Below are 18,994 nucleotides of genomic sequence, written 5' to 3' on the forward strand. Positions count from 1 at the left end.
CCCGCATCACTACGGACACCCTTGCGTTAGGCTATCGCTACTACTGCCTTCGCGATTCGGGACTTTCACCCTATAGAGTGCAGCCATGCCAGGTGCACCCAAATAGAAAAAGCGGACCAGAACCGGCCCGCTTTTTCCTATCCATCATCATTTAATTATCGGGAAAATCCGCCTAATTGTTGTTCAGCCATCGAAACAAGGCGTTTTGTAATTTCGCCGCCTACAGACCCGTTCGCGCGGGAAGTCGTATCAGCGCCAAGGTTCACGCCAAATTCTTGTGCAATTTCGTATTTCATTTGTTCCAGTGCCTGTTCAGCACCGCTTACAAGCAATTGGTTGCTGTTGTTGCTTTGTGCCATGTGTCTCACCTCCTTGTGAGTATAGAATGTGCACAAACACATAGCAACATGCTGTAATGATATTGGCGGTGCTACCAGTTAATGGATTTTACAGCAGATCCGATAAGTCTTCTTCCTGCTTTTTTTGGTTTGGCGTGATAAAGACGGTTTCAGTATGCTGCACTGCTTCCTCAATCAGTGTTTCCATATCAAGCCGGCTTTCATAGAGCCGCGAAAGCTCCACCTTCGGCCGTGTTTTCGGCGCAGGCGGCGTAAAAATGGTGCAGCAGTCTTCATACGGAAGGCTTGAGATCTCGTACGTATCAATTTTTTGCGCCATCTCAATGATTTCCAGTTTATCCATTGAAATGAGCGGACGTAAAACCGGCGTCGTGGTCACGTCATTAATCGCCACCATGCTGTCCAACGTCTGGCTGGCCACCTGCCCGAGGCTTTCGCCGGTCACAATAGCAAGCCCGTTGTGGATCTTGCGCAGCCGGTCCGTAATTTCCAGCATCACCCTTCTCTGTACTGTCATGGAATAGCCTTCCGGAACGCCTTTATGGATTGTTTCCTGGATTTTTGTAAACGGAACGATGTGCACTTTGATCGATCCGCTGTATGCTGAAATTTTTTCCGCCAAATCCAGCGCTTTTTGCTTTGCCCGCGGGCTTGTGAACGGCGGGCTGTGAAAGTGGACGGCTTCCACCTTCACGCCGCGTTTCATCGCCAAATAGCCGGCAACAGGGCTGTCGATGCCACCGGAAAGCATCAGCATCGCTTTTCCGGATGAACCGACCGGAAGCCCGCCGGCGCCTTTAATCACTTCGGTCGACAAATAGACGCCGTTTTTGCGGACATCCACGAGCAGTTCGATATCCGGATGTTTAACATCGACCCGGATGCCGCCGATATTTTTCAAGATATAGCCTCCGACCAAATGGTTTAAATCATTTGAATCGTATTCGAAAGTTTTGTCGCCGCGGCGTGCCGATACTTTAAACGTTTTTCCTTCCCGAAAGCTATTTTTGACCAGTTCAAGACCTGCCTGCTGGATACTTTCAAGCCGTTTATCGGCCCGGACAGCAGGACTGAACGACTGGATCCCGAAAATCGATTTTAACGTTTCGATCACCTGTTCTCCGTTTGCCCCGTTCAACAGCACGTACATCCGGTCGTACAGCGCCTGGACCTGAATGCCTTTATAAGGCTTCAGCGCTTTTTTGATGTTGTCTTTTAAATGCCTGATGAAAAACTGGCGGTTATGCCCTTTTGTCGAGAGCTCGCCGTAACGAATCAAAATTTGGTCGTAATTCATTGATTTCTCCCCAACACTTGTTGTAGATTTTGGATCGTTTGTTGCAAAATGCGTATAAAATTTTCCGCTTCTTCCATTGTGTTTTCATAGGAAAGGCTGATGCGCGCCGCCCCCTCGGCTTCAGCTTTGGAAACACCCATCGCCAGGAGCGTGCGGCTCAGTTCCCGCGTTTTTGAAGAGCAGGCACTTGTTGTCGAAATAAAAATTCCTTGCTGCTCAAGCGCGTGCACCAACACCTCACCGCGGATACCGCCGGCCGAAAAATTAATGATATGCGGTGCCGACACTTCCGGGTCCGTATGCACGGTAACGCCCGGTATCGCTGCTAACTTTTCGATCAGGTAATCGCGGATTTGGGACGTTTTTTCTGCTGCCCCGTTTTCGAACTTTTCATGGATCAGCCGGAGCGCTTTTGCGGCTGCAACAATCCCACCCGTATTTTCGGTGCCGCTGCGCAGCTGGCTTTCTTGGTGCCCGCCGGTTAAAAGCGGTGAAATTCTGATATTTGCACGCTTATATAAAACGCCTGTCCCTTTTAAGCCATGGAATTTATGCGCAGAAATCGTACAAAGATCGATGCCAGCTTCATGCAAGGAAAGCGGGACTTTTCCGCACCCCTGAACATGGTCGACATGGAATAAAATTTTTGGATAGTTTTTCAGGAGGCGTCCGATTTCCTCAACCGGCTGGACCGCCCCGACTTCATTATTCACATGCATGACGGACACCAAAATCGTTTCGTCCGTGATCGCCGCTTTTAAATCATCTATTCGGATTCTACCCCTGCTATCCACAGGCAGATAAGTAATGCGAAAGCCCAGCTTTTCCAGCTGGCGGCAAGTTTCAAAAACGGAAGCATGCTCGACAGCCGTTGTAATGATATGCCTGCCCCTTGCACGGTACTCAAGGGCGGTTCCTTTAATCGCCAAATTGTTCCCTTCCGTGCCGCCGGAAGTAAAAACAATTTCGTTTTGGTTTACACCGAGAATGTTTGCAATTTGCTGTCTCGCCTGTGTGACGAGCTTCTCTGCCTGCGCGCCGAGGCTGTGCAGGGAAGAGGGATTCGCATAATAGTTTACCGAAGTTTTCACAAAAGTATCCAAAACTTCAGGGTAAGGCTTCGTGGTTGCACTGTTATCGAAATAAATCATTTGAACACCTTCGATCGGCATAAAGTTGTATCCAAATCTACATCATACCATAGATGCGAATATTGGAAAAGCGGTAAAAAGCAAACGGAAAAGGCGGGTATCTCCGCCTTTTCCGTTTGCCTGCATGCCCGTTACAACGTTTCTTCCGTTTCAAGCATTTTTTCAATTTTTTTTAAGGCACCGGGCTCGACAGATTCCACTGTTGTGGCGGCTTCTTCCAGCGCAGCCTGGTAATTGTAGCTCCGGAAAGCATCTTCGGCGCGCTGCAACCCGTCCGCCACTTTTTTATATTTTGCGCGGTACCGGTTGCCGTATTGAATCACTTTTTCAGCCAATACAACATTTTCCAGCAGTTCTTTCGTACTTTTCTCAAGCCCGCTGACCGTGCTTTCCGCTTCAGCCAGATGACGGTTCACCGTTTCCATATTCAGCGGTTTTGCATCCAAGCTTTCCGCCGTCTCCCGGATGGCTTTGCGCGCTGCTTCAAACTGCTCCCGGTACGATTCCGGCAGCCCCGGGACATTGCTTCTGCCAACCTGGCGGCGCATCTCCTGGATTTGCCGCCTTAATGCGGCAATTTTCCCGCGCGCCTCCATTTCATCTTTTCGCAGGCTTTGCAGATACTCCGTAAATGTCTCCTGGTCATCCTGCAGTTTTTCAATCTGCCCTTCAATTTCTTTTAACTGTTCGCTTAAAACCGAATAAATCGACTGGTTTTCGGGAATTTTAGCCTCAAGGACTGCAAAACGCTTTGCCAGTTTTTCAATTTGTTTTTCCAGCTCATCCGGGACCGCCATGTTTTCCTGCTGAAGCTGATACGTCTGCCGGATGGATTCCGTTTCATGCTTCAGACGGCTGTTTTCCCCCTGAATTTCATCGAGCTGTTCTTTCACTTTCCGGTAATTCAGCAGCACATAGTTTTTCGCATAAGCTTCTTTTTCCAAAATATCATAAATCGTATCGATTCTTTCCTTTAATGACTGAATTCCCTCTTCCACACCGCCGGTATCCGCCATTTCCAGTTTCTGGTGGTATGACGCAAGCTTTTCTTTTATATCCTTCATTTCTTCATCAAACTGTAGATGATCCAGCACAAAACCTTGGGCAGCCATTTCTTTATAGCCCTCTGTTAATTCCGCAAGCTGCATCGGTAAAAGCGATCCCGTTTCCGCCAATAAATCCGGGATCTTCCTAGTATCCTCCTGAAGTTTTTTCACTTCGGCCTTTAGTTCATCTGCTAATTTTTTTGCTTCAAGATAATTGCCCGCTTCCGTCAGCTCCCCGTACCGGTCAAACTTCGCTGCCAGAGCATCCGTCTTCAAATCCAGATTTTTAATGGCTTTTCCGTATGTGTGGCGGTGGGTCAAAAGCTGCTTCTTAATTTCTTTAAAAACCTTCCCGGTCTCTTCCATTTCCTGCCGGCTTTGTTTTTCGGCATCGATCAGTTCATGGAGTTCCACAAGTATGTTTTTTATTTTTAATTCGGCATCATTGAGAAATGCTTCCGTTTCAGCCTGCACTTCTTTTGCCCTTTTGAACCGGTATTTGTCGGTGTGCTCTTCGATTTCGAAAAGCTTTTCTTCCACCGCGGGCAGCTCGTCATTTAATAGGTCTTCCCAGTTTTTGCGCCAGCGCTCAAACAATTCTTCCGTCTCCCCGGTCATGTTGAGCTGCTTCACTTTTCCCAATTCTTCGATGACAGGCCGGTTCATAATATCAATTTTCCAAGCTTCTAGCCTGTCAATCTCCTTGTAAAACTGCCTTCTGATGATAAATCCGTATATCAATAAGATTAAAAGCAATACAATCGCGCCAATGATGCCGTACATCATAAACTTAAAAGCCTCCCGTCCATCCACAAATCAAATCTATATCAACCGCTCATTATGTAAAATTTCTTCCGGGCTTTTTCCGCCCGGATTTTCCCGTATGGTATTTGTATTCTATGATACCATGTAACGACAATATTTGACTATGGAATTCGAGATTTTTCGCATCAATTTGGTTTGTTCTTCCTTCAATGTACAAAAAAATCCTTAAATAAACCGGCTCTGTTTAATAGATTGCTGGCTGCCGCGAAATTCCATACCACAGTATGCGGCGGCCAACAATCAATGAAACAGAGCCGGCCCGTTAAAAAGCGGTTTTTAATAAAGGTTATGTTAGTGATCAATATGGATGATCGCGAAATCCGCTTCGCATATGGCGCGTCGCGGCCTCCCCTCCCGATACCACAGCACGAGGGCCTCTTCTTGCCCGCTTATACTGCAGATGTCTCAGAAATGAACGATAATCAACAACAACAATTAACAGAGCCTTAATAATAATGATTCCGGCTGCCCCTCGCCGTTTTGCTTCAAGCTGCCTAGCCATTCCGTAATGGCACGGCTGTACTGCTCGGTGAAATAAGGTTCTTCCGGCTGCATGCCCCATACTTCGCGAATATATTGGCTGTTTAAATAAGGCATCGCAATCATGCTTCTGAGCTGAATCACCATAAAATTCAGTTTGTTTCCCTGCATCCCCAGGCCAAACCAGGCTTTGGCAAGCTTTTTCAACAAATAGCGCTCTTTCATCAAGTACGTGGAAGTGATCTCGCGGACAATCTGCGAATCGATCGTTACTTCCCTCCACACAAATCTTGAAAGCAGATGGTTTTCACTTTGGAAATAAAGCATGCGGCGGATTGCCCGAATCAGTCCTTCCCCGGGAAGGTTTTGGGCATCCTGCACCACCTCCTCAAGGCATGCAATATATGGTTCAAAAAAGCGGATAAAACACGCTTCCAGCAGGCCCTGCTTTCCGTTATAATAATAAGAGATATTGGCAGAATTGACTTTCGCGGCGGAGGCGATTGCCCTGATGGTTGTCCCCCGGTAACCGTACGTATGGAATAAAGAAATGGCTGTATTTAATATTTTTTCTTTTGCTGCCGCACCATTACCGTCCATGTGCTTCATCCTTTCTTCCTATGTTCATGCTTGCCGATTTTGCCCTTGTGTGATAAAAATATTCTATTCATAAGAATTCAATGTTTTGGGCCGGTTTCCTTTAAGAACTTCTCGACAAATTCTTATCCCGTGCCCCGTTTCTTGTTGAAAAATTTGTTGACGTGAGGATGATGGCCATGTTTCATGCAGATACATATCGAGGAACGAAAAAAGAAAATTACCAGCTTGTCGTAAAACAGCTTGAGGCGCTGACGGATGGCGAACCAAACCGAATTGCCAATTTAAGTAATGCTTCCGCGCTTTTAAACCACTCTCTGGACCGGATCAACTGGGTCGGATTTTATTTGGCGGACGGAAAAGAATTGGTGCTTGGCCCCTTCCAAGGCTTGCCGGCTTGCGTGCGGATTCCATATGGGAAGGGTGTGTGCGGCACGGCATGGAAAGAAAACAAGATCTTGCGCGTCGCCGATGTCAACCAATTTCCAGGGCACATTGCCTGTGACGCCGCTTCGCAGTCGGAAATCGTTGTCCCGCTTGTAAAAAGCGGTAAAGTGGTCGGCGTTTTGGATATTGACAGCCCCGAAAAGAACCGTTTTGACGAGGAAGACGAAGCCGGCTTAACCGCGTTTGCCGCCGCGCTTGTGAAAGTTTTGTAAAATGGCGTATGCCCAAAACCCCTTGCCGGAATTGCCGGGCAAGGGGTTTTACTCATTTGCTTTGATTTGCGTATTGCTGATCACAACCTGGTTTTTCCCTAAATTTTTGGCATGGTATAAACCGGCATCCGCCCTGTTAAAAAGGGATTCAGCCGTTTCGTTCATTTCTTTGTTCCAGTACGAAACACCGCAAGAAACGGTGATCGGCGGGTTTGTATTTTTCTCCACAGCTGTAAGTAATCTTTTTGCGACCTGTTCGCCCGTTTCAAGCGGCACACCGGGGAGGTAAATGGCCAATTCCTCTCCTCCCCACCTTGCGCCGACATCTGTTGAACGGATATTTTCTTTAATCAAACGGGCAACTTGAACCAAAATTTCATCCCCCACCTGGTGACCATATGTATCATTCACTTTTTTAAAATCGTCAATGTCCAACAAAATCAATGTACCCTGCTCATCTTCTCTAATTGATTCCTCCATCCTGCTGTTCAAATAATTTTTGGCAAACAGTTGTGTAAGTTGATCCGTGATTACCATCTTTTCCAGCCGCTCACGGAGCATCGAATTCGTTAAAGCCATGCCCGACTGGTAAATCAAAGATTGAAAGAGTTTGAACATATCAAAAGAAAAATGGTACGGTTCCTCGTGGAGGACGATGCAGAATCCTTTTAATGCATCTTCCTGGATCAACGGGACGGCCATCAGCGAAGCAAAACGGTACCCTCTTTCGGGATAGCGCCGGTTTAAATTGCTGATAAACAATGATTCCTTATTGTTGTCGGAAAAGGATTGGTTGACAAAGTCAATATAACGGATGCCCTCATTTTGTTCGAAGACAGGGCTGCTGCCCTCAAGCAGGTGGTACTTCCCGTCCTGGATCATGATAAAGCCGATTTCTTTCGCATCAAACGAGCAGGAGATTTGCGACATTAAAAAATCAACCGTTTCTTTTACATTCGTGCTTTTATTTAACTGCTGAGAAACCGAATTGATGAGACGGAGTTCTTCAATGGACTGCATCGACTGCTGGTACAACTTGGCATTTTCGAGTGCACTGCCCGCCGTATTCGCCAACAGGCTGATAAATTCGACATCGCTGCGGTTAAATTCATAGTTGGCAAACGCGATGACTTGCAAAACGCCATATACCCCCTGCCTCCCTCGAAGCGGGGCATACAGCAGCGTCTGGTTCGTACGCCACAAAGTTGCAATCTGGATCTGGCCGTTCACATACGAATCAAGCGCCATATCGTCGATTGCATCGTACTGGAGCGATTTGATCGGCAAATCCACATTATGATGATCATCATCAGACAGCATTAAGGAATATTCAAAAACCGGGTACACCCTTTGGAGCGTATAAATGATTTCTGCTAGGATAGTGTCTGTATCCATGGAAGAGTGGAATTTCTCGGTCACTTGAAATAATTCAATATAACGTTTCCGGTCGCTTTCCACAACAGATAACTCATATTTCAACTTCAAAAATTTCCGGCTCTCCCGGACGAATGCCTGCAGATCCGCGTTTGACAGCGTTTCTAAAATCTTCTTTGGAATAGAAAGAAAAAGGCAGCCGTCCTCCATCTCTTTATCCGGAATGGAAAAGGCAATATTAAACTGTGAAAAGTAAGGATCTTTTTGCAATTCCCTGCTAAAGACGATCGGGGATTTCCCTGTCAAAGCTTTTATTTTCCCAGATGGCAGGCTTGTTTTGACGGGTTGCTGGTAAGGGTTGTAAAAACCGCTGATTTTATAACATTTTGTATTTTCGGTGTCCTGTTTATAATATGCAATCTTTTCCGCGTTTAAACAGTCGGCCACAACCCCCACCCATTCATCCAAGCTGCTGCCCTCCTGCAAATTCATTAAATCCAATAAACGGGACTTGTAATATAGGATCAAATGACTGAAATTCTTTTCCATTACCTAATCACCTTGTTTCATGTAAAAACGAAAACAAACGCATCCACATATTGAAAATGAAGAAAATTAAAACAAAAAATCGCGTGGTGTACCGCGAAAAAGGAAAAAAGTCACTTAAATTAATACTATTATATTACAAAAGAACTATTAATGTACAGCATATCCAGCCGATATATTATATATACTCGGTCTAATGCAGGAAAAACGCGGCACACCGATTTCCTTGTTGACTTTTAGGGAATAAAAACATATAATCAACTTTGTGTAAAATAATGCAGCCTTAGTGGGCAGCTTTATGCCTGCATTTTGTTCCTTGGACGGGATGTCCCGCAAGGTGTATCGCGTAACCCTCTGCTGCTGGGGCGATGGTACATGAAAACAAAATGCGCATAAAGGAATGTCCATGATACCTGTTTTTATTTTACAACAAAATAAAAACAAAGGAGGAGTCTTTCATGGCTCGTTATACCGGCCCAAGCTGGAAATTATCCCGCCGTCTTGGCATTTCTTTAAGCGGTACTGGAAAAGAATTAGAAAAACGCCCTTATGCGCCAGGCCAACACGGCCCGAACCAGCGAAAAAAATTATCTGAATATGGCTTGCAATTGCAAGAAAAACAAAAGCTTCGCCATATGTACGGCGTAAATGAGCGCCAATTCCGCAATACTTTCGCAAAAGCCGGCAAAATGCAAGGTAAACACGGCGAAAACTTTATGATCCTTTTGGAGTCCCGTTTGGACAACCTTGTTTACCGCCTTGGTTTGGCACGCACACGCCGCCAGGCACGCCAGCTTGTGAACCACGGCCACATTCTCGTTGACGGCCGTCGCGTTGATATTCCGTCTTACCGTGTAACACCTGGCCAAACGATCGGCGTTCGCGAAAGATCCCGCAACTTGGATGTCATCAAAGAAGCAATCGAAACGACAACTTTTGTTCCGGATTACCTTTCTTTTGATGCAGACAAGCTGGAAGGGATCTACACCCGCCTGCCTGAACGCTCGGAACTTCCGGCTGAAATTAACGAATCGCTGATCGTTGAGTTTTATTCACGTTAATTGGACGGCTGCGCAAAAAACCCCAAGCCATTATGGTTTTGGGGTTTTTGCATAGAGGGATTTTTTTATCCAAAAAATCTATATTACGAATATCGAGATTACGATAGCAGCGTTTTAATTGATAAATGAATATTTAAATTTGCCGATCAGTTTTTTCATAGGACACAATAGAAAAAAGGGGTGGCAGTAGAATGAGGGTATCAGGAATGATGGGAATCTTATTGAGCATTCAAGCATTGCTGCTCTATTTAAACCCGTTAAACCTTCCGATCCAGTCAGATACAAGGGTCATCATATGCTTAACGGTTGCAGCAAGTATTCTATATATCATCGCAGCTTCCGCTGATTTGCAACCGAAACGGGCCATCCACATTTTGGGAGGAGTCATCGCCGCGGCAGTCATCGCCCAAATCGTGCTGGACGCTTTCCAAAATTCGTTTTTTGCCTATACCTTTTTTATTTACGGCAGCCTTGTGTTTTTCAATAGTTTATTATTTTTGATCGCTTTTTCTATATTTTCCTAAATTTTCTGATCAAAAACACCGCTGTAATAAAATTGCACAACAAAATGTAAGGCAACAAAGAAGACGAATCCGAATCCAAAATCCGAATTTCGGCCGTCTTTTTTGTTTGCCCTTCAATATGGAAAGTATCATTGATATTAAAGCTCGTCAAACCCGTTCAAATCGCTTACTTTTGTGTACTGGCGCGATTTTTGTTCAAAAAAATCGGTTTTTGTGCCGTCAAAATTGTCAAGATAGGCGCGGATCCACTTCATCGGGTTCCGGACATTTTCCGGATAGATTTCACTTAAGCCGATCATGCGCAGCATTTTGTTTGCCCGATATTGTATAAAACCGGCCATTTCCTCCAAATCGATCCCCTCTACATCAGAAAGGACATACTGCGACCATTCCGTTTCCAGTTCGACCGACCGCTTGAATTGGGCATACACCCAATTTGCAAACCCCTCCGTATTCAATTCCGGATTTTCCGCCAATGCCGCGCGGATCAGTTCCGACACAAACCGGCCATGTTCCAGCTCGTCCCGATTGATGTAGCTGATCATCGTTGAGGTGCCGACCATTTTATTTTGGCGCGCCAAGTTATAAAAGAATGCAAAACCGGAGTAAAAGAACAACCCCTCCAACAAGGTCGAGTACACTAGCGTTTTCAGGATGTTTTCGACGGACGGCTCTTTTACAAACCGGTTATATTGCTCCATTAATGCCCGGTTCCGTTTCAGCAGCACGGGATTTGTCCTGCCGATCTCAAATGCATTGTTCTGTTTTTCCAATGAAACAACAGAAGATAAAATATAGGAATAGCTCTCATTATGGACCGCTTCTTGCTGGGCGATAACAGCCAGGATCGACTGCACGGACGGATCCGCGGCATAAAGCGACAGAAGCAGCATCGTCCTTGTCTGCGAGGAATCGAGCGTCGCCAGCAGGCTGATGATTTTCAGGAAAGTTTCCTGTTCCCACTTCGATAACTCCGGAAATTGTTTGATATCCGAGGACATATTGATTTCATCAGACTGCCAGTAATTTCCAAGCAGCCGTTTGTACATTTTATACCAGTGGGGATACGGGAGGTCATTCCAATTGAGTATCCCGCTTGATTTCCCGCCGAAAAGCGCGGTCGCTTTATTTGAATACATGGGCTCTAATGTCTTCACTTTTTCCTGCAAAAGCATCTTCCAGCACTCCTTCCAGCCATTTTTCAACTTTCTTCTCTTGGCTCCCTCTAGGGGATTGTTCAATTTTTAAAGGTTCCCAGCGGCTACCGTAAAATTTCGCGAGTTTAACGGCGGCAAGACAGAACAAGTCATCACCGCCGAACTGCGTGTCGCCTGTACCAAAAACAGCGACATTCTCCGGCTTATACCCGATTTCGAGGACAAAATCTTTCACTTCATCAGGTGTGCTCCCCATATCCCAAGTAAACGTCCCAATCAGGATGAGATCGTAATGTTCCGGGTTTACCGGAGGCGAAACACCGATCTGGTACATGTCCACCCGGATGCCGCGCGCTTTAAGCCCTGATTCGATGAGTTCCGCCGTTTCTTTTGTATTTCCGCTATATGACAAATAAGCGATTAAAACGTTCAGCTTTGACACCATTCGCACTCCTCTACATCATTTGAAGTGGATCGCACATAATAAGTCGTTTTCAGGCCTTCCTTCCAAGCCTGGAGGTGAAGATCAAGCAAAACCGCTGCCCGGATGTTATGCGGCACATAAAAATTGAACGAGATGCTTTGGTCGACATGCTTCTGCCGGGCTGCGTTCTGCCTGACGGACCAGCGCTGGTCGAGCACATAGGCGGATCGTCGATAAACCGCGTAAGTGCGGTAATTTAAATCCGGCGCGGTGACCGGCATTTTATAATCCTTTTTCTCCTCAAAGTAAAAAGGCTTGAAAACCGGATCAATGCTCGCGGTGGATCCTGCAATGATGGAGGTCGTCGCGTTCGGGGCAACCGCCATTAAATAACCATTGCGGATGCCGTATTGTTTCACATCTTTTTCAAGTGCCTTCCAACGTTCACTTGTATAGCCTTTTTCTGCAAAATAGGCACCTGTGCTCCATTTGCTGCCCGGAAAAACCGGATAGCAGCCTTTTTCTTTGCCCAGTTCCATGCTGCTTTTAATCGTAAGGTAGGCGATGTCTTCATACAGCTTGTCCGCGTACTGCACTGCTTCTTCCGATTCCCATTGGATATTTTCTAATGCCAATAAATGATGCCAGCCGAAAGTGCCAAGCCCGACCGCCCGGTACTTTTGATTGGTGATTTCAACCTGCCTGATTGGAAGGGTGTTGACATCAATGACATTATCAAGCATGCGCATCTGGATTGGGATGAGCCGTTCAAGCACCCCGTCCGGCACCGCTTTTCCCAAATTGATGGAACTTAAATTACAGACAACAAAATCACCCGACCGGTATTTTTTTACAATCATATTTTCTTTTTCCACATATTCTTCCAACCATACCGTCGGGGATTGGTTTTGGGCAATTTCCGTGCACAAATTGGAGCAGTAAATCATCCCCTGATGGCTGTTCGGATTTTTCCTGTTCACTTCATCACGGTAAAACATGAACGGCGCTCCCGTCTCCAGCTGCGATCTCATGATGCGTTTCATGATTTCAATCGCAGGGACTTTCTTTTTCGATTTGAGGTCCGCTTTAATGCACGCTTCATATTTTTCGCGCCACTTGCCGCTTCCTTTTGTTTCATCGTAAAAATCTTCAAGTGAGAACCCCATTGCTTCCCTGACTTCATGCGGGTCAAACAAGTACCAATCGCCCCTTTTTTCCACCTGTTCCATAAAATAATCCGGGATGCAAACACCGGTGTAGATGTCCCTTGCCCGCATCCGGTCATCACCGTTGTTTAATTTCAAATCCAAAAAATCTTCAATGTCAAGGTGCCAAACATCCAAATAGACTGTAACCGCCCCTTTCCGCGTCCCGAGCTGGTCAACGCTGACCGCCGTATTGTTTAACTGCTTGATCCACGGCACAACACCGCTTGACATGCCGCGGAAACCTTTGATGGCACTCCCCCGTGCGCGGATTTTCCCCATATATACGCCAATTCCGCCGCCGTTTTTTGAAAGTTGGGCAATATCCGTATTGCTGTCATAAATGGATTGCAGGCTGTCATCTACTGTATCAATAAAGCAACTCGACAGCTGGCTGTAAGTTTTCCCGGCATTGGCGAGTGTCGGAGTCGCAACGGTCATATACAAATGGCTGAGCGCCCAGTACGCTTCTTTCACATATTCCATCCGTTTTTCCGGCTTTTCATCCTGCATCAGGTACATGGCGATCACCATCCAGCGTTCCTGCGGGAGTTCATAAATGTTTTTTTCAAAATCCGCGGCAAGATACCGGGTGGCAAGTGTATAAATTCCGGGATACGTAAACAGATAATCCCTTTCCGGCCGGATCCATCCGCCAATTTCTTCGATTTCCTTCCTGCTGTATTTGGCGAGCAGATGTGGCGAATAAATGCCTTTTTTCGTCAGTTGTTCAATCAGTTCATAAAAGGGACCGTAACGCTGCTGCGGATCGTAATGCCGGTTTGCAGCCGCCTTCATGTAAAGCAGTTGCAGGTAAATCCTGGCCGCAAGGAACGACCAGTCCGCACCGGCTTCATCTACATTTTCGAGCGCGTATTTGATAAGCAAATCGGTTTTTTCTTCAAGCCGGGCATCCTGATACCAGGCATTTGCAACCTTTTCTTTATACTTTTCGGTTTGAAGATCAAGTCCGGCCGAAATTTCATCCATCCATTTCAAAACGCCCGCTGCTTGAGTTGAACATAAGTTTTCCATGTTTTTCCTCCTTTTTTGAACCATAAAAAAACCGTCCACCCCGGGGATGAACGGCGAAACCGACAGAAAAACTGCAATATGTATCCATGTTTTCCAATCGTTTCACCTTCCCACACCCCGGAGAATGGAAACTTCAAGCTATGGCAGGTCTCCTGGCTTGTGTATCATCCTACTAAAGCCCTTCCCATACCGCCGCCATGAAGCAGGGGGTACAGTGGATTTGCTCGTTCGTCCACACTTACAGTTGCGGGGGCAGCTCCAGCTTTCAACTGGATTCCCTTTTAAGGCATTGCAAAAAATGCCACCATCGCCTGATATACCATATTTAGTGTTTTAATAGCATTAATAATACTACATATTGTTAGGTTATCATAGCAAGGAAATTTTTTCAAGAAAAAAATAAATAGAGCCCGCTTTTCACCACAAAAGCAGGCTATAAGGGAGTCTTCTTGAATGGCATTAATAATTGATTTTTATATAAGTATGTTCCCATTCTTCAAATGGAAGCGTGCGGTCCGGGATGTCAACTCGGTTAAAGCGGATCGCGCGGGCACCGTGGTCTTTTGTAATTTCTTCATAAATAAAAGCATCATCAAATCCCGCATTTGCCGCATCCTTTTGATCGGCGGCAAAATAAACTTCTTTCGGCCTCGCCCAGTAGATTGCGCCCAAACACATCGGGCACGGCTCGCAGCTTGAATAAAGGATACAATCGGCAAGCTGGAAAGTTCCAAGATTTTGGCAAGCATCCCGTATCGCCTGAACTTCCGCGTGGGCAGTCGGATCATTGTTTTTCGTAACGCTGTTTTTTCCGATCCCTACAATTTCACCGTTTCCATTTACAACAATGGCGGCAAACGGCCCGCCCCCATTTTCGATATTTTCCCTTGCCATTTCAATCGTTACCTTTAAAAAATACGCATGATTCATTCGCATCCCCCCTTTTTGTTGATTATAACAATAGATCTTCCAATTTTTGAAAAGATCTGTTCACAATTCTGACAATAAAAATTCGGGTTGCCGAAAGCGGGGCAAAACAAAAAGGCGTGATAGATGCCCACGCCCTAAACAAACCGCCTTATTTTTTCTTTCCGCTTTTCCGCCACAGCAGCAGCAATGAAACAGCCAGTGCGCCGGTAAGGAGCGGCTCTTTTTTCAGTTTGTGATCTTTTGTATAAAAAACGTCTTTCACGATGAGATTGATATTTTGCGGGCGTTCGGCCAGACGCCGCATATAATAGCCGAACCAATCGTTCCCGAACGGCATATAAGTGGTGAAGTGGTATTTTTCCGCCAATTCGTACTGCATCTCCTGGCGGAAACCGTACAGCATCTGAAATTCAAATTTTTCATGGGAAATGTTGTTTTCCCTGATAAAATCCTCCAACGCACGTATGATGTTGTGGTCGTGGGTGGCAATTGATGTGTACGCATCGCCGAGCAGCCGTTTTTTTGCTAGTTTTAAATAATTCCTGTCGATTTCAGCCTTCGTTTGGAAAGCAACCGCTTCGCTTTCTTTATAAGCCCCCTTCACAATGCGGAGCCGGATATCCTTCAGCTCATCCATCACATCTTCGGCACAGCGCAAATACGCTTGAATCACCGTTCCGACATTGCCGTAATTTTGGAGCAGGATTTTTAACACATCAATCGTGGCCTGAAAATGGGCATAATCTTCCATGTCAACATTGATAAAAATGCCGTAGTGCTCTGCCCGCGCTAAAATTTCTAACATATTTTGAATGCAAAATTCACGGCTGATATCAAGCCCGAGCTGGGTCAATTTCACCGATACATGGCAATCCAGTTTCTCTTCGCGGATTTTGTCCAGCATATTCAATATCTGCCGTTTTGCGGATTCTGCTTCCGTTTTTTCGGACACAAATTCCCCGAGATTGTCGACGGTGCAGCTGATTCCGCGGGCATTCATCTCCTTGATCGTGCGCGTGACGCTGCCGATATCCGTGCCTGCCACAAATTTTTCGGCCCCGAAGCGGAACCCCCATTTTTGCGCGCTTTTATTTAAAAATTTGCTGTTTGAGAGGCAGATGAAAAAATCCCTCGTCCAGTTCACCACCAGCTTCCCTCCTTTCTATGGATCCGCCCCAAAGGATTAAAACATTTCCGATACAGATTTGGCTTCCATAAACAGCTTCAAATAATCCGGGCCGCCTGATTTTGAATCGGTTCCGGACATTTTGAACCCGCCGAACGGCTGATACCCGACAACGGCCGCCGTGCACCCGCGGTTAAAATACAAGTTCCCGACATGGAATTCGTAACGAGCGCGCTCCAAATGCTCCCTGTTTTTCGAAATGACAGCGCCTGTCAATCCGTATTCCGTGTTATTGGCAATGTCCAGAAGCTCGTCAAAATCCTTCCCTTTTGTAAAGGCAACAACCGGCCCGAAAATTTCTTCCTGCATGATACGCGCTTTCGGGTCCACATCTTTAAAGATCGTTGGATGAATAAAGAAGCCTTTTGAATCGTCAGCTTCCCCGCCGAGGACAAGCTTACCTTCTTTTTTGCCGATCTCTATATAACTTGTAATCTTGTCATACTGCTTTTGGTTAATCACCGCTCCCATGTAAACATTTTTTTCGGACGGGTCGCCGATCGTTAACTCCTGCGCAAGCGCAATGGTTTTTTCCAGCACTTCATCATATACATCTTCATGGACAGCAACCCGCGAGCAGGCGGAACATTTCTGCCCGGAAAACCCGAATGCCGAATGCACAATTGCATCGGCCGCAAGATCGAGATCAGCTTCCTTATCAACAATAATTGTATCTTTTCCGCCCATTTCGGCCACAACCTGTTTCAAGAACTGCTGGCCTTTCTGCACTTTCGCGGCCCGTTCATAAATACGCAAGCCCGTCGCCTTGGAACCGGTAAAGTTAATCCAGCGCGTCTCTTTATGGTCGACGAGATAATCGCCAATTTCCGCCGGATCCCCTGGCACAAACTGGAGAACGCCTTTCGGGAGCCCTGCTTCTTCAAGAATTTCGACGAGTTTATAGGCAATGACCGGCGTGTTTTCAGACGGCTTTAACAGCACCGGATTCCCTGCCACAATCGGTGCGACTGTGGTGCCGCAAACAATCGCAAAAGCGAAGTTCCACGGCGGGATCGTCACGCCCGGCCCGATCGGCTGGTAAAAATATGTATTATGTTCATTTTCCCGCTGCTCCATTTTCTGCCCTTTCGCAAGCTTGAGCATCTCGCGGCCGTAGTATTCCAGGAAGTCGATCCCTTCCGCCGTATCGCCGTCCGCCTGGCTCCAAGGCTTGCCGGCATCAAAGACAAGCCATGCCGACAGCTCGTGCTTGCGGCGGCGCGCAATCGCGGCAGCTTTAAACAGCACATTCGCCCGCGCTTCCGGGGACATTTTCCGCCATGTTTGAAACGCTTCATTTGCTCCTTCAAAAGCCATTTCGATATGTTTTTTAGCCGCTTTCGATACTTTTCCGACAACCTGCTCTTTATTTGCGGGATTGACAGATATAAGTTGTTCGTCTGTATAAATCCGCTCGCCATTGATCACGAGCGGGTACTCCCTTCCGAGTTCAGCACGCACTTTTCCGAGTGCCGCTTCAAAAGCCGCGGCATTTTCCGGCTGGTTAAAATCTGTTAACGGTTCGTGTTTAAAAAGTAAAACCAAAGGAAAAACCTCCTTCTCTTCAAGCATTCTGCACATATACCTTGCAAAAATCATGCCAACGAAAATAAGACCTGCCATCCCAATCATCCGTACTGAAAATAAACCGCTTTCCATGTACAATATATTTACACAATTGTAAATTAAATGTACAATAACTTTACAATACAGGTCTGGAGGGGGATGGGATTGGGAAATGAGCGGTTTTATTTGCAGGCGGTGCTGTCGACGGAAAATGATGCCATTACGATCGTAGACGAAAACCAGGAAGTGATTTACTGGAATGATGCCGCTGTCCGGACATACAACATTCCAATAGAAGAAATTTTAAACAGAAAGATCACGGATTTTTTCCGGGATGACGATTTAATCGTGCTGAAAGTGCTGCGCACAAAAGAACATGTGTCCAATCAGTACCACCGCCCGCGCCATGATAAACATGTCGTTGTCAACGCCAAACCGATTTTTAACGATCAAGGCAGACTGATCGGGGCCATTTCGGTTGAGCGGGATATTACTCAAATTGTAAAGCTGAATGACAACCTTGTATCCACATCCATTGAACTGAACGAACTGCGGCAAAAAATGTATACAAACTTTGAAGAAACACCGTTTGCCAAATTAAAAGGCAAAAGCCGCGCGCTGCAGGAAACGATCCGGATCGCGGCGAAAGCGGCTAAAACAGATGCCGTCACGTTAATTCTCGGGGAAAGCGGGACGGGAAAAGAAATTTGCGCCCGCGCGATCCACGAAGCCAGTGCAAGGAAAAACGGCCCGTTTATTCCGGTGAATTGCGGGTCGATACCTGCCGCACTCTTTGAAAGCGAATTATTCGGTTATGAACCCGGCACATTTACCGGTGCAGAAAAAAAGGGGAAGCCCGGAAAAATCGAAGAAGCGGACGGCGGAACCCTATTTTTGGACGAAATCGGCGAGCTGCCGCTGGATATGCAGGTCAAGCTGCTCCGGGTTTTGCAGGAAAATGTCATTTACCGTATCGGGGATGCAGCGGGAAGGAAAATTAATGTCCGGTTCATTGCGGCCACCAATCAAAACCTCGAAAAAATGATGGAAGAAAAGAAATTCAGGTCAGACCTTTATTATCGTCTAAATGTCATTCAAATTATCATGCCGCCTCTAAGAACGCGGACCGAGGATATTCCGGTTCTTTCGCAATACTTTTTGAAACAATTTGCCATCCAATATAAAATGCCTGAACCGGAGCTTACCTCCGATGCCCTATCTTTCCTGCTACAATACCGGTGGCCCGGCAATGTCCGCGAACTCCGGAATTTAATGGAGAGAATTGTGATACTGGCGGAAAAACCGGTGATTGAAGGGGAATCCCTCCTTCAGTTTTTCCAAAATGCTCATGCGGCCGTGCCTGAATTTGCCGCGCTTCCAGCAGGCCATTCCTTGCCGATGGAGAAGGAAACGATTGAAAAACAGCTGATTGAAAAAGCTTTGCGGGAAGCGGGCGGCAACAAATCGGCCGCCGCCAGAAAGCTGGGCATTTCAAGGGTGACGCTGTACCAAAAGCTGAAAAAATACGGGATCAGCAGTTGATTCCCATCGAAAGCGGGATGGTGTTATGGT

16 protein-coding genes and 1 riboswitch are annotated in these 18,994 nt (G+C 46.4%); of the genes, 4 read left to right on the plus strand and 12 right to left on the minus strand.

The features are described 5' to 3' along the window. Positions 1-155 precede the first annotated feature (155 nt). The 5 genes from GBH70_RS01410 to refZ all read right to left on the minus strand — a co-directional run bounded on the left by GBH70_RS01410 (position 156) and on the right by refZ (position 5,758). Positions 156-359: an alpha/beta-type small acid-soluble spore protein gene (locus tag GBH70_RS01410; RefSeq protein ID WP_151679360.1), complete on the minus strand. Its 204-nt coding sequence runs from the start codon at positions 357-359 to the stop codon at positions 156-158. 88 nt (positions 360-447) lie between these two features. Further along, positions 448-1,656, minus strand: a complete 1,209-nt coding sequence (gene thiI, locus GBH70_RS01415) for a tRNA uracil 4-sulfurtransferase ThiI (protein ID WP_151679361.1) — start codon at positions 1,654-1,656, stop codon at positions 448-450. Beyond that, positions 1,653-2,807 (minus strand): cysteine desulfurase family protein, encoded by a 1,155-nt coding sequence (locus tag GBH70_RS01420; RefSeq protein WP_151679362.1) that lies wholly within the window; start codon positions 2,805-2,807, stop codon positions 1,653-1,655. The genes thiI and GBH70_RS01420 overlap by 4 nt, the downstream gene beginning before the upstream one ends. A 131-nt stretch (positions 2,808-2,938) precedes the next feature. Then, positions 2,939-4,639: a septation ring formation regulator EzrA gene (ezrA, locus tag GBH70_RS01425; protein ID WP_151679363.1), complete on the minus strand. Its 1,701-nt coding sequence runs from the start codon at positions 4,637-4,639 to the stop codon at positions 2,939-2,941. A gap of 474 nt (positions 4,640-5,113) precedes the next feature. Beyond that, positions 5,114-5,758 carry a forespore capture DNA-binding protein RefZ gene (refZ, locus tag GBH70_RS01430; protein WP_151679364.1) on the minus strand — a complete coding sequence of 215 codons (645 nt, stop codon included), beginning with the start codon at positions 5,756-5,758 and terminating at the stop codon, positions 5,114-5,116. Positions 5,759-5,934: 176 nt separating this feature from the next. On the opposite strand from refZ, the gene msrC reads away from it, so the two are divergent. Beyond that, complete coding sequence (gene msrC, locus GBH70_RS01435) at positions 5,935-6,414, plus strand: free L-methionine (R)-S-oxide reductase MsrC (protein WP_151679365.1); 480 nt, start codon at positions 5,935-5,937, stop codon at positions 6,412-6,414. Between the two features lie 48 nt (positions 6,415-6,462). On the opposite strand, the gene GBH70_RS01440 is transcribed toward msrC, so the two are convergent. After that, positions 6,463-8,337, minus strand: coding sequence for a sensor domain-containing diguanylate cyclase (locus GBH70_RS01440; RefSeq protein WP_151679366.1), 1,875 nt, complete (start codon positions 8,335-8,337; stop codon positions 6,463-6,465). A 455-nt stretch (positions 8,338-8,792) separates the two neighbouring features. On the opposite strand from GBH70_RS01440, the gene rpsD reads away from it, so the two are divergent. Further along, complete coding sequence (gene rpsD / locus GBH70_RS01445; protein ID WP_151679367.1) at positions 8,793-9,395, plus strand: 30S ribosomal protein S4; 603 nt, start codon at positions 8,793-8,795, stop codon at positions 9,393-9,395. Between the two features lie 206 nt (positions 9,396-9,601). Continuing rightward, on the plus strand, positions 9,602-9,919 hold the full coding sequence (locus GBH70_RS01450; RefSeq protein ID WP_151679368.1) for a hypothetical protein: 318 nt from the start codon (positions 9,602-9,604) through the stop codon (positions 9,917-9,919). Between the two features lie 137 nt (positions 9,920-10,056). On the opposite strand, the gene GBH70_RS01455 is transcribed toward GBH70_RS01450, so the two are convergent. The 6 genes from GBH70_RS01455 to pruA form a co-directional block, all read right to left on the minus strand. Next, on the minus strand, positions 10,057-11,094 hold the full coding sequence (locus GBH70_RS01455; protein WP_151679369.1) for a ribonucleotide-diphosphate reductase subunit beta: 1,038 nt from the start codon (positions 11,092-11,094) through the stop codon (positions 10,057-10,059). Then, complete coding sequence (locus GBH70_RS01460) at positions 11,045-11,521, minus strand: flavodoxin (protein WP_151679370.1); 477 nt, start codon at positions 11,519-11,521, stop codon at positions 11,045-11,047. The genes GBH70_RS01455 and GBH70_RS01460 overlap by 50 nt, the downstream gene beginning before the upstream one ends. After that, positions 11,506-13,740: a ribonucleoside-diphosphate reductase subunit alpha gene (locus tag GBH70_RS01465; protein ID WP_151679371.1), complete on the minus strand. Its 2,235-nt coding sequence runs from the start codon at positions 13,738-13,740 to the stop codon at positions 11,506-11,508. Before GBH70_RS01465 ends, GBH70_RS01460 begins: the two co-directional genes overlap by 16 nt. A gap of 125 nt (positions 13,741-13,865) precedes the next feature. Beyond that, a riboswitch (cobalamin riboswitch) is annotated at positions 13,866-14,064 on the minus strand. Positions 14,065-14,199: 135 nt separating this feature from the next. Beyond that, complete coding sequence (locus GBH70_RS01470) at positions 14,200-14,670, minus strand: nucleoside deaminase (protein ID WP_151679372.1); 471 nt, start codon at positions 14,668-14,670, stop codon at positions 14,200-14,202. Between the two features lie 148 nt (positions 14,671-14,818). Beyond that, complete coding sequence (locus GBH70_RS01475; RefSeq protein ID WP_151679373.1) at positions 14,819-15,817, minus strand: proline dehydrogenase family protein; 999 nt, start codon at positions 15,815-15,817, stop codon at positions 14,819-14,821. A 36-nt stretch (positions 15,818-15,853) separates the two neighbouring features. Then, entirely contained in the window at positions 15,854-17,401 is a 1,548-nt protein-coding gene (gene pruA, locus GBH70_RS01480) for an L-glutamate gamma-semialdehyde dehydrogenase (protein WP_151679374.1), read from the minus strand. Between the two features lie 186 nt (positions 17,402-17,587). Here pruA and GBH70_RS01485 point away from each other — a divergent pair, with 186 nt between their 5' ends. Next, the gene (locus GBH70_RS01485) at positions 17,588-18,964 is read left to right on the plus strand and encodes a sigma-54 interaction domain-containing protein (protein ID WP_151679375.1); all 1,377 of its coding nucleotides are present in this window, start codon (positions 17,588-17,590) and stop codon (positions 18,962-18,964) included. The last annotated feature ends 30 nt before the right edge of the window (positions 18,965-18,994 follow it).

This window comes from Weizmannia acidilactici (assembly GCF_008974225.1).
Taxonomy (GTDB): Bacteria; Bacillota; Bacilli; order Bacillales; family Bacillaceae_C; genus Weizmannia; species Weizmannia acidilactici.